Here is an 18,545-nt window from a genome sequence, read left to right as displayed (position 1 = left end):
CCGTTTACAAATTGCAGATAAAGGCATTCATTTCTTTTAGAAGAGCGAGCAAAAACGCCTCCAACCCCAATCGGGGAAGAGGCGTTTTTGCTGTGCGAACGAACCGTATGGCGATCAGCCGATTACGCGTTCAACAGGTATTGGTTGACGATCGCGCGAACCAGTTCCAGGTTGCCGGATTTGTTGACGATCGGGTTGTTTTGCAGAGCGTAAGCTTCCAGCGACTTGAAGTCGACTTTGCCAGCGACGATGTCGGCGCCGATGCCGGACTTGAAGGAAGCGTACTTGTTGTCGATCACATGAACCAGGGCGCGGTCTTCCAGCAGCTTCGCAGCAACAACGAGCCCGCGAGCGAAGGAGTCCATTCCGGCGATGTGTCCGTAGACCACGTCGATCGGTTCGAACGATTGACGGCGAACCTTAGCGTCGAAGTTCACGCCGCCGCGGCCGATGCCGCCTTCGTTTTGGAGGATTTCGTACATGGCGAGCGTCGTCGAGTACAGATCGGTCGGGAATTCGTCGGTATCCCAGCCCAGCAGCACGTCGCCTTGGTTGGCGTCGATGGAACCGAGGGCTCCGTTGATGCGGGATACATGCAGCTCATGCTCGAAGGTATGACCGGCCAGCGTGGCGTGGTTCGCTTCGATGTTCAGCTTGAAGTGCTTGAGCAGATCGTATTTTTGCAGGAAGGAGATGGACGTCGCAGCATCAAAGTCATATTGGTGCTTGGACGGCTCTTTCGGTTTCGGTTCGATCAGGAATTGGGCGTCAAAGCCGATTTCCTTCGCATAGTCGACCGCCATGTGCATAAAGCGGGCCATGTTGTCCAGCTCGAGGGCCATATCGGTGTTGAGGAGGGATTCATAGCCTTCGCGACCGCCCCAGAACACATAGTTTTCGCCGCCCAGCTCTTTGCCGTGCTCGAGAGCTTTTTTCACTTGGGCTGCAGCATAAGCGTATACGTCCGCGTTGCTCGTCGTGGATGCGCCATGCACAAAACGCGGGTTGGTGAACATGTTGGCCGTGTTCCAGAGCAGCTTCTTGCCAGTCGCCTTCATGTTGGATTGGATCAGGGCGACGATTTCATCGAGGTTCTTGTTCGTTTCTTGCAGCGTTGCGCCTTCCGGAGCGATGTCGCGGTCATGGAAGCAGAAGTAATCGGCGTCCAGGATGTTCAGAAGCTCGAAGTTGGCTTCCACGCGAGCTTTGGCCAGGTCCATGCCGGTAAATTTGTCGTAGCCGCGGAGCATCGTGCCAGCGCCGAACGGATCGCTGCCGTTGTAGGTATAAGAATGCCAGTAGGCGACGGCAAAGCGCAGATGCTCGCGCATCGTCTTGCCGAGTACGACTTGATCCGGGTTGTAGTGTTTAAATGCAAGCGGATTGGTTGAGGTCTTGCCTTCGTATTTAATTTTGTCCACATTGCCGAAATAGCTCATGGATGATTCCCTCCGGTAATAGATTGGCGCTCGCCTCAAGGGAGAAACGCTTTCAAAATCATCATACCACTTGGTAATGACTTTGTAAATTGAGTAAACTAACTTTGTGGAAAGAAAGATGAATTCCTTTCCCAAACATGATAAAATCGAGGGATATTGAATGGTTTTGGGGGAAGTCATGAAGCAAACCGGCGATTTGAGCCTGATGAAAAAATTGAATAAAGCGCTCGTTCTCGAGTTGATCCGTCATGAATCTCCGACCTCCCGGGCACGGATAGCCGAGAAGACGGGGCTGACCAAGGCGACCGTATCCAGCCTCGTTACGGAGCTGATCGACGCCAATCTGGCCTATGAGAGCGGTGCAGGCGAATCGCGAGGCGGCCGGAAGCCCGTGACCTTGCTCTTTCAGGAAAAGGCCGGCTATGCGATCGGCATCGACCTCGGGACAGACGGGATGACGGCCGTGCTCACCGATCTGAACGGAACGATTGTCGATGAAAGACGAAAGAAAAACAACAATCGGGAGACGTTGTCCGCCATAGCGGTTCTCGGGAGCTGTATCCGCGAGCTGATGGATAGCGCGCCGACCAGTCCCTACGGGATCATCGGTATCGGAATTGGCATTCCCGGCTTCAGCGACGAAGCCGGCAACGTGCTGTTCGCTCCTAATCTCGGATGGGAGAATGTGCCGCTCCAGTCACTTCTCGAGCAGGAATACAATCTGCCCATCGTCATTGAGAACGAAGCGAATGTCGGTGCGCTCGGCGAAAGCCGGTACGGCCTGGCCAAGGGCACAGCCAACCTCGTTCACGTCAGTATCGGAGCTGGGATCGGGACGGGCATTCTGCTGAAAGGAGAGCTGTACCGCGGAGCTTCCGGATTTTCCGGTGAAATGGGTCATATCTCGATCCATCCGGATGGCAAGCCTTGCCGCTGCGGCAACGTCGGCTGTTGGGAGCTGTATGCCTCGGAGAACGCGCTCGTCGACGCAGCGCGAAAGGAGTATGAAGATCCCGATATCACCCTGGACGGTCTACTGGAAAAAGCGGAGCAGGGAGAAGAGCTCGCTCTTCAGCTCCTTGAAGAACATGCCCGTTATTTGGGCGTGGGACTCATTAATATCATAAACAGCTTTAATCCGGAGCTCATCATTCTGGGAGGGAGGCTGGCAGCGGCGGAGAAATGGCTTTCGGAGCCGCTCCAGCATTTCGTAGAAAGTCGATCGCTTCCGTATCCGCGCGCAAAGCTGGATATTCGTTTCTCGCAGCTGGGGGATCGGGCAACGGTCCTGGGAGCCGCTTCCATCGCGATCGCCAACTTCTTCGCTTCTCCGAAGCTTTCTGTGGAGTAAGCAGGAAATAGTAAGCTATCAACCTTACCAGGTGGATAGGAGTTGGCGTCATCGGTATGGGAAAGGGTGCGGTACCACGATTTTAGACGATGCCTGATAGGGGAGAGAAGGGGAAGCCTTTGAAGATGATCCTGCAACTGGATCAGGCGGGGAAACGGTTCGGAAGCAAGCAGGTGCTGGAATCGATCGATCTGTCAATCGGTTCGGGGGAATGCGTGGCGATCAAAGGCAGGAACGGAATGGGGAAAAGCACGCTTCTGCGCTTAGCCGCTGGAATCGACCGGCCTTCATCGGGTCGGGTGGAGTTCGGAGTCGCCAAGCGAGAGATCGGCTACGTTCCCGATCGGTTTCCCCATCTGAGGTTTACCTTGAACGAGTATTTGACGTACATGGGACGTATCCGCGGCATGAGCCCGAACAAGCTTCAACGACGGGTTCAGGAGCTCGCTTCCTTCGCGGGTTTGACGGCCGATGCCGACCGTCAGATTCGTTACTATTCGAAAGGCATGCTGCAAAAAAGCGCCATCCTCCAAGCGCTCATCGAGCAGCCGCAGCTGCTGCTCATGGACGAGCCGATGTCGGGACTCGACAAATCGTCCCGGGAAGATGTTCTCTTGTTTCTCAGCCGGCTGCGTTCCGAGGGGATGGCGATCCTATTCTCATCCCATGAGGACCATTGGGTCACCAAGTTGGCGGATCGGGTGTATCAACTGGAGAACGGGATGCTCCTTCTTCAAGAAGCAAGTGAGGGGGACCGTGACTTTTACACCCGGCTCATCATCGAAGTCGAGCATTTACCAGAGACTGTCGCCTGTAAGCTCGCGGATGAATTGCCTCCTCTGCAGGCGGCAGCCATTCGGGAAGCGACGTCCACCTTGACCGGACTCCGCATCGAGGCGGACCCCGCTTATTCGGATGAGCTGCTCCTTGCTCTTCTTCGAAGCGGCGGGTCTGTCCGCTCTGTAAGGGAACATGTGCCAGCCCTGGTCCCGGAGAAGGGGGGAGGGCAAATCGGATGAGAGCTCTCGTCGCTTTTCTGCTGAAGGATTTCTATCGCTCGCACCGGTATTTCATTCCCATGTTTTGTTATGTAGGGTTCGTGGGTTGGCTGTATACCATCGTACCCAATCCGGTGCTCGAAAGCTACTCCACAACGTCAACTCTATTGTATGCCATTACTGCGTGGCTGACGCTTAATTTGCTTCGAAGTGAGCCGGTCGTGCAGGGGCAGCTATCGATTCTGCATGTCGGGAAACGGATCCGATATGAGTGGGCGCGTCTTGCGGCTGCAGGTCTGCTTGTCACGGGGCTCAGCCTCTTCGCGACATTTTATCCGCTGCTCCGTGGAGCGTTTCAGCTTCGGCCGTCGGGAGCCGAGCTTCTCACCGGCTTCTATTCTCATCTCTCCCTTTCCTTGCTCATGATTTCACTTGTTTGGGTGATCGAAGGTGACGGAAAGCGGAATTACATGAACAACTTGTTTTTGCTCATCCTATTCATAGCTTTGTCCATAGGAGGACAGGGCATTCTTGCAGAGCTGCCGGAGAGCCTGCGGTTTGCGGGTTGGATCCTGCCGCCGGTTTTTCGAGTAAATGACGCTCTTCTGAACAGTGACGTCCTTTCGACGGGAGAGTACCTGACCAAGCTTGCGGCGCCTATTTGGTACAGCATGCTGCTTCTTGGGCTCGGGTTTGTCCGTCTCAGAAAACAATAATCACTACATAAAGAGGGATTCCATGCTTGTAACCACTTCGTATTACGCGACTCCGTCCACACGGGAGGAAGCCCGGCGGCTTGCAGCCAAGTCCGGAGGCCGTTATGTGGACAGGAGAAGAGATTCGTTACCTGATTTACGGAAGAAGTACGGGGATCAGGGAATCCTGTTACTTACCGAAGAGAAGATGATGTATTGTCCCGTTTCAGGCGACCCGATCTATTTTCACCCAAGCACCGCTTACATTCGGGTGAAACGGATGACGAAAGGAGAAAGCGACCCGCTCGTCGATCTTTCCGGCGTCCGTCCGGGCGATCGCGTGCTGGATTGCACCGCAGGCCTCGCCAGCGATTCGATCGTCTTCGCCCACGCCGTCGGCGATAGCGGCAAAGTGACCGCGCTGGAGAGCGAAGCGATCACCGTGCTGCTGCTGGAGGAGGGCCTCGTTCATTACGAAGCCAAATTTCAGGCCGTCAATGAGGCGATGCGTCGCATCGAGGTGGTCCATACGTTTCACCTTGACTACTTGCGCAAGCTGCCCGATAAGAGCTACGACATCGTTTATTTCGATCCGATGTTCCGCATTCCGGTGGAGGAGTCCAGTTCCATCTCTCCGTACCGCGAGATCGCGAACCCGGATCCCCTTACCTTGGAAGCAGTGGAGGAGGCCAAGCGCGTTGCCATTCGGCGGGTTCTGTTGAAGGAGCATCGAGACAGCCCCGAATATGAGCGTCTCGGTTTTCTCAAGCACCGTTCCCGCACGAAAATCGCATACGGGGTGATCGAGCTTTGAGCGAAAGGGAAACGGGAGGATCGCCTGGACCGGAAGCGAGCAAACCACCGCTCATCGTGCTGGTCGGTCCGACGGCAGTCGGCAAGACGAAGCTGAGCATCTCCATTGCCAAAGCATGGAATTGCGAGATCCTGTCCGGCGATTCCATGCAGGTCTACCGAGGCATGGACATCGGGACGGCGAAGATCCGCCCGGAGGAGATGGAGGGGATCCCCCATCATTTCCTCGACATCGTAAATCCCGACGAAACATTCAACACCGCTGATTTTCAGAAGCAAGCAGGCGAAACGATCGAGAAGATCGCCTCAAGGGGGAAGCTGCCTTTTCTCGTTGGAGGGACCGGGCTCTATATCGAATCGCTGATCTATGGCTATGAATTCAGCGAAGGAGGAGCCGACGAAGCGTTTCGCAGGGAGCAACAGGCCTACCTGATCGAGCATGGAGAGCAGGCTCTGCATGATAAGCTGAGGGAGATAGATCCCGTGACTGCCGATCGGCTTCATCCGAACGATCATCGCCGGGTGATCCGCGCTCTTGAGGTCACACATCTGACCGGCATCCCCCAATCCGAGCATCTTGCCAGGCAGCGCAAGGAATCGCCTTATCGGCTCTGTTTGCTCGGGCTCACCATGGAACGCGAAACGCTATACAAGCGGATCGAGGACCGGGTGGACCTGATGCTGGCGGACGGCTTCGAGGGTGAGGTTCGGCGGCTTCTGGCGGAGGGCTACGGACGCGAGCTGCCATCCATGCAGGGGCTTGGCTACAAAGAGATGACCGCCTACCTTGCCGGTGAATCAAGCCTGGATGAAGCGGTTGCTTTATTAAAGCGAAATACCCGGAGATTTGCCAAACGCCAGCTGTCCTGGTTCCGCCATATGAAGGAAATCTCGTGGGTTGAGGTCGATGGAGGAAAAAACTTTTCCAAGCAAATGCAAGAAATTGATGCTATAATAGCAGGAAAGATCAATTTATAAAGCGAATCATTCCAATACAACATAAACCGAACAGTCCGTTGCGGGGACGGTTAAGTTTTCTACCAGGAAAGGGGATCTTGAATGAACAAGTCGATCAACATCCAAGATAATTTTTTGAACTCGCTGCGCAAAGAGAATATCCCGGTTACGGTATACCTCACCAACGGGTTTCAAATCCGGGGTCTTGTCAAAGCCTTCGATAACTTCACGATCATCATCGACAGCGAAGGTCGGCAGCAGATGGTGTACAAGCACGCGATCTCGACCTTTACTCCGCTCCGTTCGGTCTCTTTCCTGTCCGATTCCAACGCTGAGTAAGGGATGTAGAATGATCAGAACAACCCGCTTCGATAGATGCTTCAAGGAACCCATGAAGAGCAACCCAAGTCATCGCGCTGGGGTTGTTCTTTGTTTTAGGCGCATCGAATTTAGGAAAAACGAAACATATTCGCCGTTTGACTCGTATATTTTACGGTTGGCCATAGAGAGAAAATAGGAATAGGGGGAATCCCACATGTCGAATCGAGGGCCGCAGAAGAAACCGCCGCTCAAGAAGAAGAAACGACTGAACAAGAAGAAAGTGTTTACCTTTGTGCTCATTGCGGCTGCACTCGCCATCGTGATCGGCCTGTCCGGATATGTGTTCATCCTTTACAGCGGACAGAAGCAATTGAAGGCAAATGAGAATAATTTCGTCATGTCGCAAGCCTCAACCATCTATGACGTCGATGGGAATGAAATCGCCAAGCTGTATGACCAGGAAGGGAACCGCGAGATCGCGAAATACGAAGAGTTTCCCGATCTGCTGATCGACGCGTTCGTCGCCACGGAAGACAAGCGCTACTGGGATCACTCCGGGGTTGACCCGCAGTCTATCGCCCGGGCGATTGTCAAGGATATCGTTCACCGCAGCGCGGTGGAAGGCGGAAGCACGATCACCCAGCAGCTAGCCAAGAACATGTTCCTCAACTCCGACAAAACCTTCTTCCGCAAAGCGACGGAAATGTCTATGGCCATGGCTCTTGAGGAGCGCTTTGACAAGAAGGAAATCATGGAGATGTATCTGAATCGGATCTTTTTCGGCAACAGCTCCTGGGGAGTGAAGACAGCCGCCAAAACCTATTTTGGCGTGACCGACTTGAAGAAGCTTGAGCTCTGGCAGATCGCAACGCTTGCCGCCATGCCGAAGGCTCCTTCCTATTACAATCCGATCAAGAATCCCGACAAGTCGATGGAGCGTCGAGAAGTTGTATTGACGCTGATGTATAACCAGGGCTATATCACCAAAGACCAGCTGGAGCAAGCATCCAAGGTGGAGTACGTTCGTCCGGCCAAGAGCACAACCGCTTCGAGCACGTCCATGTTCGACAGCTTCAAAGATTATGTCTTGCAGGAAGCGGCCGACAAGTACGGTATCGAAGAAGATAAGCTAGCTCGCGGCGGGTACAAGATCTATACCACGCTGAACCGGAACGCTCAGAAAGTAATGGATACGGCGTACAAGAACGATGAATTGTTTCAAAAAGACATGAACGGGGAAAGCATGCAGAGCAGCATGGTCATCCTGGACAACGCCAGCGGCGGGATCGTCGCGATGATAGGCGGACGGGATTACGAGTACAAGATGACCTTCAACCGCGCTATGAACATGACCCGCTCTCCGGGCTCGTCCATTAAACCGATTCTCGTCTACGGGCCGGCGCTCGAGAGCGGCAAGTATACCCGCTACAGCCAGCTGGACGATGTTCGGACCGATTTCAACGGGTACAGTCCCCGCAATGCCGACGGCAAATACGAGGGGAAAATCTCGCTGGAATATGCCGTCAAGAAGTCCAAGAACGTACCTGCGGTCGCTGTATTGAAGGACATCGGCGTGAAGACGGGCAAGACCTTCGCCGAGAAGCTCGGCATCACCTTTGATAAAACCGACAATAACCTGGCGCTCGCGCTCGGAGGAATGGCGCATGGGGTCTCTCCGCTGCAGATGGCACAAGCTTACAGTGCCTTCCCGAATAACGGAGTTCTTCATGAGGCCCACGCGATTACAGAAATTGTAAATGTCGACGGAGACACCACCGCTTCCTTTAAAACAAAAGCCAAGCAGGTCATGAGTGCGGAGACGGCGTGGAACATGACGCAAATTCTGGAAACCGTCGTTCAAAAAGGCGGAACAGGGACGAAGGCGGCGATGAACCGGCCGGTGGCGGGCAAGACCGGCTCGACACAAATGACCATCAAGGGGCTTGAAAAGTACAACACCGACCTTTGGTTCGCCGGCTATACCCCGGAATGGACCGCCGCCGTCTGGATGGGCTTCGACACCACAGACAAAAACCATTACATTACCATATCGAGCGGTAGTGCGGCAGCGGTCTTCAAGGCGGTCATGGAGCAAGCGCTAGCCGGCTATAAGGTGAAGGCCTTTGATCGCCCCGACGGGGTACAGGACGCGTCTACGCCTCCGAAGGGAGTGACGGAATTGTCCGCCACCTTCGATCTGGAGACCGTGCACGTGAAGCTGGCGTGGAAGTCTCCGGAAGACGCAAGCAAGCTTACCTTCCGGATCTACCGCAAGGAAGCAGAGGATGCTGAACCTGCCGTGCTGCAGGAGCTTTCCGGGGTAACAGAGTTCGAAGACATGACCATCGTACCCGGGGGCAAATACGAATACTTCGTAACCACCTACGACCCCGAGAACGGCCAGGAGGGGACGCCTTCCAATACGGCGGTGATCGAAATCCCCGCGGATGCGGGCAGCCCGACTCCATCGGAAAGTCCTTCGGAAAGTCCGACCGTGAGCCCGGAGGAAACCGCTACGCCAACTCCGACGGACACGGAGAACAACGGAGGAGAGCCGGGAACGGAGCCGACGCTGTCTCCCACCGACACGGCAAATCCAACTCCCACTCCGACGGGAAACGAAGGAGAACCGGGAGTGACGGCAACGCCGGTCTCCGGCAATGAAGCCGGAAGCGGCAACGGAAACGGAAATGGGAATGGCAATGGAAATGGGAACGGAAACGGCAATGGCACTGGGAATGGAGGCGGAGGGAATTGAGGATCCAACCGAGAAAGCTTGTCGGATACACAATCGCCGTTCTCCTTCTGCTGACGGCAGTTGGATGCGGAACTCGAACCTCGAACAATCCGGAGTCCAGCCAACCGGTCCCGTCGGTTTCTCCGGCTAGCTCCGAACCGTTCCAATGGTCCACCTCTCCGGAGATGACGATCGATAAGACCAAGAGCTACGAAGCGGTATTCGAAACGAACAAAGGGACCTTTACGGTCGAGCTGTTCGCGAAAGATGCTCCGATTACGGTCAATAACTTTGTTTTTTTAGCGGAACAGCATTATTTCGACGGGGTGACCTTTCATCGGATCATCGAGAGTTTCATGATTCAGACAGGAGATCGTACGGGTACAGGCTCAGGCGGTCCCGGCTATTCGATCCCAGATGAGCTGAACAACGGCCATACCTATGAGACCGGGATCGTCGCTATGGCGAACGCGGGTCCGGGGACAGGCGGGAGCCAGTTCTTCATCTGTACGGGAGACGACAGTCAGGGCTTGAACGATTCCCGTTACGCCAAATACTCGATCTTCGGCAAGGTAAGCTCGGGGATGGATGTGGTGAAGAAGATCGCGGCAACTCCGGTCGCCCTTAATTCGAATGGCACTGAAGTCAGCGTTCCCGCTGAGAAGGTTACGATCGACAAGCTCGTCATCAAGACTCATGATTAAGTCTCGTCGTTTCGGTTCAAAACCGTAATGTTCAGATTCGTAAAAGCTTTCAATTCCTTCCGGACCTAAGGTTCGGAAGGTTTTTTATACCTATTCCGGCTGCTTGGATAAAGGATCGTTTCACCCCAGCCTTCCAAGCAACCCGTTCTGCCGTCGAAGGTTGAATCGTTGACCATTTCAAACGGAATGAATGCGAGAACGGAAGCATTGGCAAGATAGAAGGGGGATTGCGCGCGAGAAATTGGGGTTAAGCATAGAAGGCGGCAAAAGGATGCGTTTTCAAGAGATTCAGGTCGGTAAAACCTCTCTAACCGATTCTTTACGGATAAATTGCGTTACTTTATGATTAGAAATCGGGTCTAGGATACCCCATTATCCACTGAATTTGGAAAAGGAGTTTTGCTGCAATGGCCAATCAACTGAAGCGCTTTTTGATCGGTCGGCCTATGAAATCGACCGAACTGGAAGACGAAAAATTGACAAAGCTTAAAGCGCTGGCCGTTCTTTCTTCTGATGCTCTCTCATCGGTTGCATACGGCACGGAGCAGATTCTCATCGCCCTGATGGCCGCCGGAGCTGTTGCGATCTGGTATTCGATCCCCATTTCTTTTGCGGTACTCGCTTTGTTGCTCGTGCTCATTCTTTCCTATCGGCAGACGATCTACGCCTATCCTTCCGGAGGCGGAGCGTACATCGTTGCCAAAGACAATCTCGGACAGACGACCAGCCTGATGGCGGGAGGCTCGCTGCTCGTCGATTACATTCTGACCGTTGCGGTTAGCTCATCCGCCGGCACGGACGCCATCACATCGGCGTTTCCTTCTCTACATGATTACCGAGTGCTGATCGCCCTTGTTATGATCATCTTCCTCACCCTGATCAATTTACGGGGAACGACGGAATCGGCGAGCTTTCTTGCAGTTCCCGTGTACCTGTTTATCACGTCGATCGCCGTCCTGATCGTATCGGGCGTGATCAAGTATTTCATGTACGGGGCGCCTGCGCATGTTCCGGCTATGGGAACGACCGTATCCAGCATGAGCTTGTTTCTCTTGCTCAAGGCATTCAGCTCGGGCTGTACCGCATTGACCGGCGTCGAAGCGGTATCCAATGCCATTCCCAACTTTCGTAAGCCTGCTGAGAAGAACGCGGCGAAGACCCTCATGATGATGGGGGCCATCCTCGGCTTTATGTTTCTCGGCATCAGCCTTCTCGCCTATTGGAACGGTGTTCTTCCCAACGAGAAGATGACGGTCGTCTCGCAGATTACCGAAGCGACGTTTGGTCGTCATGTTCTGTTCTTCTGGATTCAAGGAATCACGGCCGTCATTCTGTTTCTGGCCGCGAACACCGGCTATGCCGCTTTTCCGCTGCTCGCCTTCATGTTGTCCAAGGATAAATTTCTGCCCCATGCCTTTCAGGTGCGGGGAGACCGCCTCGGGTTCTCGAACGGCATCATCTTCCTCGGCGTGATGTCAGCGCTGCTTATTATCGGCTCCGGAGGGGACACGACCAGCCTGATTCCGCTATATGCGGTGGGGGTCTTCATTCCGTTTACGATCTCTCAGCTCGGAATGATGGTTCGCTGGTTCCGCTTGCGTCCGAGCGGCTGGATGATCAAATTCGCCATCAATACCATTGGGATGCTGACGACGCTCACCATCACGATGATCTTCGTGATCACGAAGTTCACTCACATCTGGGGAGTATTCGTGTTTCTCCCGGCCGTCATTTATCTGTTTAAACGGATTAGCCAGCATTACAAAAATACGGCGGACCTCTTGCGGATCGATCTCGAGAAGGAAAAGCCGGTCATCAAGGGCAGCACGATCATCGTACCCGTTGCGGGCGTCACCCGCGTCGTGCTTCACACGATCAGTTACGCCAAATCCTTGACAGACAACGTGGTCGCGGTTTACGTTGGATTTGACGAAGACGAGATCAAGCGCATGGAAGAGAAATGGGAGCTGTGGAATCCCGGCGTCCGCCTGATCACCCTCCGTTCCCGGTATCGCAGCATTCTGCGCCCGCTCACGCGGTTTATCAATACGGTGGAATGGAAGACATCGGACACGGACCACATCACCATTCTCATTCCGCAATTCATCACCAAGCACTGGTGGCAAAATCTGCTGCACAACCAGACGAGTATCCTGATCCGTGCCTATCTGTTTACGCAAAAGGATGTCGTCATCGCCACCGTTCCCTATCACTTTAACAGGTAGCGGGTCTCGTCCGTAACGAAGGGGGTTATGGCAATCCGAACCAAACGAAAAGCCGCAGCATCATATGACAGCAGGAGCCGTGAAGCGGCCGAAGCAGCGCAAGCCCCGAAAAGCAACACACGTAAAATGGCGACGGTCTCGCTCTTGGTCATGGGCGGAGGCTTTGTCGGCAGCTTGTTTCTTCCCGAAACTCCATTCTTTCGGATTCTATCCGGCGGCTTTGAAGCCGGTCTCGTAGGGGGCTTGGCAGACTGGTTCGCCGTGACGGCACTCTTCCGGCATCCCATGGGGATTCCGATTCCGCACACCTCGCTCCTGCTCAAAAACCGTAACCGGATCATTGAGTCCTTGATCGGCGCCATGGAGACGGAGCTGCTCAACAAAGAGAGCATCCAGCGTAAGCTGACGGAAGTCCGCCTTCTGCCCCTTGCGGCATCCGGTATCGTCAAGCAGGCCGGCAAGCGAAGCTCGCGGGTGGCGGCGGTTCAGGGAGCCGCCGCCATCGTACGTGCCATTCCTTTGGACAAGACGGCCGCCGTCATTCAGAACGGGCTGTCTTCCACGCTGACCAAAGCCGATATCCAACCGCTGCTCGTGCGTCTTGCGGAAGCGGGAATCCGCGAGGGATGGGACGAGCGCGCCCTCGATGCGGTGCTGCGGGCAGGCGGCGAATGGGTGGAGCGGCCGGAGACGGAGGCTCTGCTCGGCCAGATGGCTCACGCGAAGCTGCGAGAGCTGCAGGTAGGAGGATTCATGGGCTTCGCTTTTCAGGCGGCAGCCGGCTTCCTCAGCCCGGATAAGCTCGGAAATATGTTAAAGGGGATGCTGCGCTCGGCATTATGGGACATGCAGGCCTCGTCGGCGCCAATGCGCCTCCGACTGCTTGAAGAGATTCGGTCGCATGCGTTCACGGCGGTCAACGACTCGGCGCTGACGGAACAGCTGCGCAGCTGGGGGCTTGGCAAGCTGGAGGAGGAAGCGACGGAGAGCTGGCTGCTGGAGCGCCTGGAGGAGCTGCGCAGTCAACTGCTGAACCGGCTCGATGAGGAAGCGCGCCTTGGCGGCAAGAAGGTGGTACCTTTATTGCGCTACGTGCTGGAAAAGCTTCGGGCGATGCCGGAGACGACGGACAAGTGGGAACGCCAGCTGGCGGACGCGCTTGTTACGCTCGTGGAGCGCAATCATTACCGCATCGGCAATCTGGTGCGCGACAACTTGAATAAGCTGGATGACAAAGCGCTCGTCGAGATGCTGGAGGAGAAGATCGGCACCGACCTTCAATGGATCCGGCTGAACGGGGCCATCTGCGGCTTTCTGGTCGGGCTTGTGCTCACCCTCTTTCGGTTATAGTCGAACCCATTTCTGGGCTCCTGCGTATACTGCTTACACCTGAAGGGAGAGGTGAATGCGCATGAGCGTGAGCGAGAATAGAATGCCCCTGGATCCGGCGACGAAAGAGAGACCTTCCCGGCAGATCAGCGTCGTCCTGCGCCAGACGAAACCGGGACCGCGGGAGGAAGCGTTGAGTGAATCCTCCGCTGCGACTGTCCGGAAAGCGGAGCCTTTTGCCGATATGATGCAGGAATTTGACCGGATGATCGGGCTGGAGGAGGTCAAGGACTTCCTGTACGAAATCTATGCCATGCTGACGGTGAAACGCTACCGCTCCGAAGCCGGACTTGCGATTCAACCTCAGGTTTACCATATGATCTTCAAAGGGAATCCCGGGACGGGCAAGACGACGGTTGCCCGCATGGCCGCGAAGCTCTTTCAGGAGATGGGCCTGCTGTCGAAGGGGCATTTAATCGAAGCGGAAAGAGCCGACCTGGTCGGCGAATACATTGGACACACTGCGATTAAAACCCGCGAATTGATTAAGCGGGCGATGGGCGGCGTCTTGTTCATCGACGAGGCGTACAGCCTCGCTCGCGGCGGCGAGAAGGACTTCGGCAAGGAAGCCATCGATGCGATGGTCAAAACCAAGGAATTGAATATGCGATGAATGAACCGGCAGGCACATGCCGGTTTTTTCGGTTTTTCTTCGCCTTTTTGCCAACTTTGTATATATTTTGGCTCGTCCCCGCATACTATTTAGAGCCGGGGTTTCCCTGGCTAATCCATGTTGGAGGTAGTACGAGAATGACGACCGGTACGGTGAAATGGTTCAACGCAGAAAAAGGATACGGCTTTATCGAGGTGGAGGATGGAAAGGACGTCTTCGTTCATTTCAGCGCGATTCAAGCGGATGGTTTTAAATCCCTGAACGAAGGCGAGCGCGTCCAACTGAATGTGACCCAAGGAAACCGGGGGCCGCAGGCGGAGAATGTGGTTCGGCTGTAGCTTCCCGTGAACTTGCATAAAGCTCGCTCCCGGCAGCCCGCCGGAAGGTGAATTCATTGGCGGTCATCCCATATCGATGAAGGAGGGATTGATATGTTTTCCAAAAAGATTCCCGAAGCGCTGCCCGAAGAAGATACCTCCGTCTGGTCCTGTATCAGCGGGGATTGCAAGGGATGGATGAGAACGAACTTCGTGTTTCAGGAAGAACCTGTCTGCCCTCTCTGTGGTTCGGCTATGGCGCAGGAGATTCGGCTGCTTCCCGTTCTGATGAACTCCACCAAAAACGCAGCTTTCCCGTAAGAGACCTTGATGCAGAACAAAGAACGACCGTCAGTTCGAGCCTGAGCGGCTTGCGCTGACGGTTTTTCATTTTGGGGGCATCGTCAAAGGAATGGGACATTCCGAAGGCGTCATATAGTGAGAGCAGGAGGGGAGCACATGGCGCGCAGGCCGCTCCGCAAGGCCGATATCGCTTGTCTGGAGACGTTCGGGCATGGCGGTTCGGATGACGGAAATTTGGTGGCCCGGCTAGTCTTTTTGCTTATGGAACCGGATGTCTGGAAGGCAGGGGAGCAAGCTGGCGATGAGGCCGGTACCTTGCCAACGCAAACGGAGCGAGGTTGAGCGAGTCCGATTCACGGTTGGTGCAGGTTGGAGTTGGCGAACGGCCGGACGGAAAGGCAGCTTTAGCGAGAGGATAAGCGGGCAGAACCGAACATGGCTTTCAGTGAGAAAGGAGGTTATCCGATGGGGATGACCTCCTTTTCCTCGTATTTGGAGGGTGGGGCCGCCATGCGTCCGTGGAAGGCTGTTATCTATACGCGCGTGTCTACGGAGGAGCAGGCGGAACGGGGCTACAGCCTGGACGCTCAGAGGGAGGATTGCATCAAGCGCGCAGCAGAGCTCGGTTATGCACCGGAGGACGTCCTCCTATTGGCTGACGAAGCATCGGGAACGCTGCTTGATCGTCCGGGCTTGAGCCGTATGCGAGAGCTTGTCTCGGTTCCAAGCGGGATCGAAACGGTCATCGTCTTCGATCCGGATAGGCTTGCGAGGAAGCTGTCACATCAGCTTCTTCTCACTGAGGAAATCGTTAAAGGGAAAATCACCCTTGAATTTGTGAACTTCACATGGAACAATACACCTGAGGGACGCTTGTTTTATCAGCTTCGCGGAATGTTCGCGGAATTCGAACGGGAGAAGATCCGGGAACGGACGATCCGCGGCCGGCTGGCCAAGCTCAAGCACTACGGGAAGCTGAGCGGGGATCCGCGGCTGTACGGCTACCGATTCGATACGGAGGAGGACGTGCTCGTCCCTCATGCGGAGGAAGCGGATGTCGTCCGCCGGATGTTTCTCATGGCAGCAGCTGGCAAGAGCGCTGCCGCGATCTCACGGGAGCTGCAGGCCGAGAGCTGCCCGGCTCCCCGGGGAACCCGCTGGTACGGCTCGACGGTCAGCCGGATCCTCCGCAACCGGAGCTACCTCGGAACCTACATGGCCTACAAGGTCGATTATCACCTCGGCTACCGCCGCGAGCGTGCGCCCGAGGAGCAATACCCGCTGCCGGTCGAGGCGCTTGTCGACGAGGCGCTGTTTGATGCGGCGGCGCGAACGCTAGCCGCAGGCCGCAGCCAAGGCCGCACGGGGCGCCAGAGCGCCGCCGAAGGCCGTGCGCCCGCCGCCCGCCTGCGCATCAGCGGCGCTCTAGCCGCCGCGGATTTCAAGCTGCGCCGCGAGGTATTCGAGCTCGCGGTCGAAGAGGTCATCTTCATCGCCGATCCCGAACTGCGCATCGAAATTCGCTACCGGCTGCCTCTTTCCTCGCAGGTTCGATGCGATGGTCAAAGCCATGGAGGATCATAAAAATCAGTTCATTCTCATCCTTGCCGGATACCCGGATGAAATGGATGAATTTCTCAGCACAAATCCGGGATTGCCTTCCCGGTTTCCCGTCATGATTGAGTTTCCTGACTATTCGGTCGATCAACTGGTTCAAATCGCCGGCCTTATGTTGAAGGAAAGGCAGTACGTGCTGACGCCCCAGGCGGAATGGAAGCTGAGGCAGCAAATCCAACGGGAGAAGGACACCTGCCTGGAGGCGTTCAGCAACGGCCGCTTCATCCGGAATCTGATGGAGAAAGCTCTGCGCAACCAAGCCGTCCGCTTGCTGCGGCATAGCGGCACACCCACCAAACAGGAGCTGATGGAGCTGAGGCCGGAAGATTTGCCGCAGGCAGCTCCTGCGCCTCGGGAGAAGCTCATGCTATCCTTTTGACAGAGCGGGCTTGTGGGGCTAGAGTGGAGCAAGCACTTTTCATCAGAAGCAAACCTAACACCAGCCTAAGCTGCCTGAGGTATAGGCAGCCTGCCGGAAGCGAATCCTGATACCGGAAGATCTATCCATACCTGTACCCTTACTTAATATGAGACATCTGGACGGGGGGCCGCATCGGCTCCCAATCGCTCCGGCTGCAAGGAGGCCCTATGAAACCAACTTCACACGAAGTAGAAGGCGTTACCGAAGAAAAAGCGATCCTGGTCAGTCTCGTCACGGACGACCTGAGATGGACGGCCGAGATGGCCAAGCATTCCTTGAACGAATTGATCAATTTGGCGGAGACCGCAGGGCTGGAAGTGCTCGGTGTGATCACCCAGAATCGTGAAACCGCCGATTCCAAATGGTTTATCGGCAAAGGCAAGGCGGAAGAGGTCAAGCAGATGGTCATTCAAACCGGTGCGAACATCGTCGTGTTTGACCAAGAGCTATCCGGCGCTCAGGTTCGCAACCTGGAGGAGCTCCTCGACGCCAAGATCATTGACCGCACGCAGCTGATTCTCGACATTTTCGCCCAGCGAGCCAAAACCCGCGAAGGGATTCTTCAGGTGGAGCTCGCGCATCTCAGCTATTTGCTGCCCCGTTTGTCCGGACAAGGCAAGAACCTGTCCCGGCAGGGCGGCGGCGTCGGAACGCGCTTCGGCGGTGGCGAAACCAAGCTGGAGACGGACCGCCGGCATATCCGGGAACGAATCTCCACACTGAAAAGACAGCTGCAGGAAGTGGTCCGCCTGCGCAACCTTCACCGCGAACGGCGCAAGAAGACCGGCGTGTTTCAGGTCGCTCTCGTCGGATATACGAACGCGGGGAAATCGACGCTGCTCAAGCAGCTGACCCAAGCTGATGTGTATGTGGAGAACAAGCTGTTCGCTACCCTTGATCCGACCTCGCGGAACTTGACGCTTCCGGGAGGCAAGGAGATTGTGGTCACCGATACCGTAGGCTTTATCCAAAATCTCCCCCATGACTTGATAGCCGCCTTCCGGGCGACCTTGGAGGAAGCGAACGAAGCCGATCTCATCCTGCATGTGGTGGACAGCTCCTCCGAGATGCGGGACGAACAGATGCGAGTCGTCGGCGAAGTTCTCCGCGAGCTCGGCGCCCATGATAAAGAGACCGTAACCCTGTTTAACAAGGTGGATCGGATCGACGAGAACGAGCGGAATTTGCTCACCGCGCCCGGCGAGTATCTTCGTCTATCTGCCTTAAATGAAGGCGATCTAGAGGCTTTACAGGCGCTCTTGGAGCACAAGCTTTCGGGCGGCGTCGCCCGGTTCCGAATTCCCGCCGATAAGGGGGATTTGATTGCCCTCGCTTATCGCATCGGGACGGTTCAAGACAGTGCGGTGGATGAGGATGATATGGTGTTGAGCGTGCGGTTGGACTCCGCTGACTCGCAGAAATTCGGCGGGCCGCTCGCCCCTTATCGGGATGGCTCCCCTAGTGCTGCTCCTGTCAGCCAGACGACTTCCGAATTGGAATAGGCACATTCATCGAAGTTTCCATGCAATGGAACGGGATTGGGAGTATTCACTTCATCATAAGCAAAGAAAGTGGCGCATCGAGGAGTTGACCATGAACCAAAAACATGGTAAGCTCCTGTTTTGCGCTTTCATCCATGATAAGG

The 18,545-nt window shown here is 55.4% G+C and carries 16 protein-coding genes and 2 pseudogenes; 17 read left to right on the top strand and 1 reads right to left on the bottom strand.

Annotated elements, in window-relative coordinates; translation table 11 throughout:
• Positions 1 to 122: 122 nt before the first annotated feature.
• Positions 123 to 1,439: a xylose isomerase gene (xylA, locus tag BN2684_RS22920; protein WP_058304384.1), complete on the bottom strand. Its 1,317-nt coding sequence runs from the start codon at positions 1,437 to 1,439 to the stop codon at positions 123 to 125.
• A gap of 178 nt (positions 1,440 to 1,617) precedes the next feature.
• Between xylA and BN2684_RS22915 the strand changes: the two genes are divergently transcribed.
• From BN2684_RS22915 to hflX, 17 genes and pseudogenes are all read left to right on the top strand, one after another.
• A complete protein-coding gene (locus BN2684_RS22915) occupies positions 1,618 to 2,790 on the top strand; it encodes an ROK family transcriptional regulator (RefSeq protein ID WP_058304383.1) in 1,173 nt (390 codons plus the stop codon).
• Between the two features lie 125 nt (positions 2,791 to 2,915).
• On the top strand, positions 2,916 to 3,809 hold the full coding sequence (locus BN2684_RS22910; protein WP_159065835.1) for an ABC transporter ATP-binding protein: 894 nt from the start codon (positions 2,916 to 2,918) through the stop codon (positions 3,807 to 3,809).
• Entirely contained in the window at positions 3,806 to 4,504 is a 699-nt protein-coding gene (locus BN2684_RS22905) for a hypothetical protein (protein WP_058304381.1), read from the top strand. The genes BN2684_RS22910 and BN2684_RS22905 overlap by 4 nt, the downstream gene beginning before the upstream one ends.
• 22 nt (positions 4,505 to 4,526) lie before the next feature.
• Positions 4,527 to 5,297: a class I SAM-dependent methyltransferase gene (locus tag BN2684_RS22900; RefSeq protein ID WP_058304380.1), complete on the top strand. Its 771-nt coding sequence runs from the start codon at positions 4,527 to 4,529 to the stop codon at positions 5,295 to 5,297.
• A complete protein-coding gene (gene miaA, locus BN2684_RS22895; protein ID WP_058304379.1) occupies positions 5,294 to 6,274 on the top strand; it encodes a tRNA (adenosine(37)-N6)-dimethylallyltransferase MiaA in 981 nt (326 codons plus the stop codon). Before BN2684_RS22900 ends, miaA begins: the two co-directional genes overlap by 4 nt.
• A gap of 81 nt (positions 6,275 to 6,355) precedes the next feature.
• Positions 6,356 to 6,592, top strand: a complete 237-nt coding sequence (gene hfq, locus BN2684_RS22890) for an RNA chaperone Hfq (protein WP_058304378.1) — start codon at positions 6,356 to 6,358, stop codon at positions 6,590 to 6,592.
• Between the two features lie 196 nt (positions 6,593 to 6,788).
• Positions 6,789 to 9,332, top strand: coding sequence for a PBP1A family penicillin-binding protein (locus BN2684_RS22885; RefSeq protein WP_058304377.1), 2,544 nt, complete (start codon positions 6,789 to 6,791; stop codon positions 9,330 to 9,332).
• Positions 9,329 to 10,015 (top strand): peptidylprolyl isomerase, encoded by a 687-nt coding sequence (locus BN2684_RS22880; RefSeq protein WP_058304376.1) that lies wholly within the window; start codon positions 9,329 to 9,331, stop codon positions 10,013 to 10,015. The genes BN2684_RS22885 and BN2684_RS22880 overlap by 4 nt, the downstream gene beginning before the upstream one ends.
• Before the next feature lie 407 nt (positions 10,016 to 10,422).
• Positions 10,423 to 12,240, top strand: a complete 1,818-nt coding sequence (locus BN2684_RS22875) for an APC family permease (RefSeq protein WP_058304375.1) — start codon at positions 10,423 to 10,425, stop codon at positions 12,238 to 12,240.
• A 27-nt stretch (positions 12,241 to 12,267) separates the two neighbouring features.
• Positions 12,268 to 13,590 (top strand): DUF445 domain-containing protein, encoded by a 1,323-nt coding sequence (locus tag BN2684_RS22870; RefSeq protein ID WP_058304374.1) that lies wholly within the window; start codon positions 12,268 to 12,270, stop codon positions 13,588 to 13,590.
• Between the two features lie 61 nt (positions 13,591 to 13,651).
• Positions 13,652 to 14,227: pseudogene (locus BN2684_RS22865) on the top strand (AAA family ATPase); the annotation flags it as partial.
• 152 nt (positions 14,228 to 14,379) lie between these two features.
• Complete coding sequence (locus BN2684_RS22860) at positions 14,380 to 14,580, top strand: cold-shock protein (protein WP_058304372.1); 201 nt, start codon at positions 14,380 to 14,382, stop codon at positions 14,578 to 14,580.
• Positions 14,581 to 14,673: 93 nt separating this feature from the next.
• The gene (locus BN2684_RS22855) at positions 14,674 to 14,880 is read left to right on the top strand and encodes a cold-shock protein (protein ID WP_058304371.1); all 207 of its coding nucleotides are present in this window, start codon (positions 14,674 to 14,676) and stop codon (positions 14,878 to 14,880) included.
• A 138-nt stretch (positions 14,881 to 15,018) separates the two neighbouring features.
• Entirely contained in the window at positions 15,019 to 15,204 is a 186-nt protein-coding gene (locus BN2684_RS22850) for a hypothetical protein (RefSeq protein ID WP_058304370.1), read from the top strand.
• 93 nt (positions 15,205 to 15,297) lie between these two features.
• Positions 15,298 to 16,446, top strand: a complete 1,149-nt coding sequence (locus BN2684_RS22845; RefSeq protein WP_082652143.1) for a recombinase family protein — start codon at positions 15,298 to 15,300, stop codon at positions 16,444 to 16,446.
• Positions 16,415 to 16,858: pseudogene (locus BN2684_RS22840) on the top strand (hypothetical protein); the annotation flags it as partial. The gene BN2684_RS22845 and the pseudogene BN2684_RS22840, both read left to right, overlap by 32 nt.
• 209 nt (positions 16,859 to 17,067) lie before the next feature.
• Positions 17,068 to 18,402: a GTPase HflX gene (hflX, locus tag BN2684_RS22835; protein ID WP_058304367.1), complete on the top strand. Its 1,335-nt coding sequence runs from the start codon at positions 17,068 to 17,070 to the stop codon at positions 18,400 to 18,402.
• Positions 18,403 to 18,545: the final 143 nt, after the last annotated feature.

Source organism: Gorillibacterium timonense, from assembly GCF_001457415.1.
GTDB lineage: Bacteria > Bacillota > Bacilli > Paenibacillales > NBRC-103111 > Gorillibacterium > Gorillibacterium timonense.
Note: the sequence above shows the minus strand (reverse complement) of the source record. Positions and strands in the feature narration are given on the sequence as shown.

Bases quoted from the DNA above. Each gene is read 5' to 3' on its own strand.
- xylA (WP_058304384.1), bottom strand. From the start codon at position 1,439: ATGAGCTATTTCGGCAATGTGGACAAAATTAAATACGAAGGCAAGACC.
- BN2684_RS22915 (WP_058304383.1), top strand. From the start codon at position 1,618: ATGAAGCAAACCGGCGATTTGAGCCTGATGAAAAAATTGAATAAAGCG.
- BN2684_RS22910 (WP_159065835.1), top strand. From the start codon at position 2,916: ATGATCCTGCAACTGGATCAGGCGGGGAAACGGTTCGGAAGCAAGCAG.
- BN2684_RS22905 (WP_058304381.1), top strand. From the start codon at position 3,806: ATGAGAGCTCTCGTCGCTTTTCTGCTGAAGGATTTCTATCGCTCGCAC.
- BN2684_RS22900 (WP_058304380.1), top strand. From the start codon at position 4,527: ATGCTTGTAACCACTTCGTATTACGCGACTCCGTCCACACGGGAGGAA.
- hfq (WP_058304378.1), top strand. From the start codon at position 6,356: ATGAACAAGTCGATCAACATCCAAGATAATTTTTTGAACTCGCTGCGC.
- BN2684_RS22885 (WP_058304377.1), top strand. From the start codon at position 6,789: ATGTCGAATCGAGGGCCGCAGAAGAAACCGCCGCTCAAGAAGAAGAAA.
- BN2684_RS22875 (WP_058304375.1), top strand. From the start codon at position 10,423: ATGGCCAATCAACTGAAGCGCTTTTTGATCGGTCGGCCTATGAAATCG.
- BN2684_RS22870 (WP_058304374.1), top strand. From the start codon at position 12,268: ATGGCAATCCGAACCAAACGAAAAGCCGCAGCATCATATGACAGCAGG.
- BN2684_RS22860 (WP_058304372.1), top strand. From the start codon at position 14,380: ATGACGACCGGTACGGTGAAATGGTTCAACGCAGAAAAAGGATACGGC.
- BN2684_RS22855 (WP_058304371.1), top strand. From the start codon at position 14,674: ATGTTTTCCAAAAAGATTCCCGAAGCGCTGCCCGAAGAAGATACCTCC.
- BN2684_RS22850 (WP_058304370.1), top strand. From the start codon at position 15,019: ATGGCGCGCAGGCCGCTCCGCAAGGCCGATATCGCTTGTCTGGAGACG.
- BN2684_RS22845 (WP_082652143.1), top strand. From the start codon at position 15,298: ATGGCTTTCAGTGAGAAAGGAGGTTATCCGATGGGGATGACCTCCTTT.
- hflX (WP_058304367.1), top strand. From the start codon at position 17,068: ATGAAACCAACTTCACACGAAGTAGAAGGCGTTACCGAAGAAAAAGCG.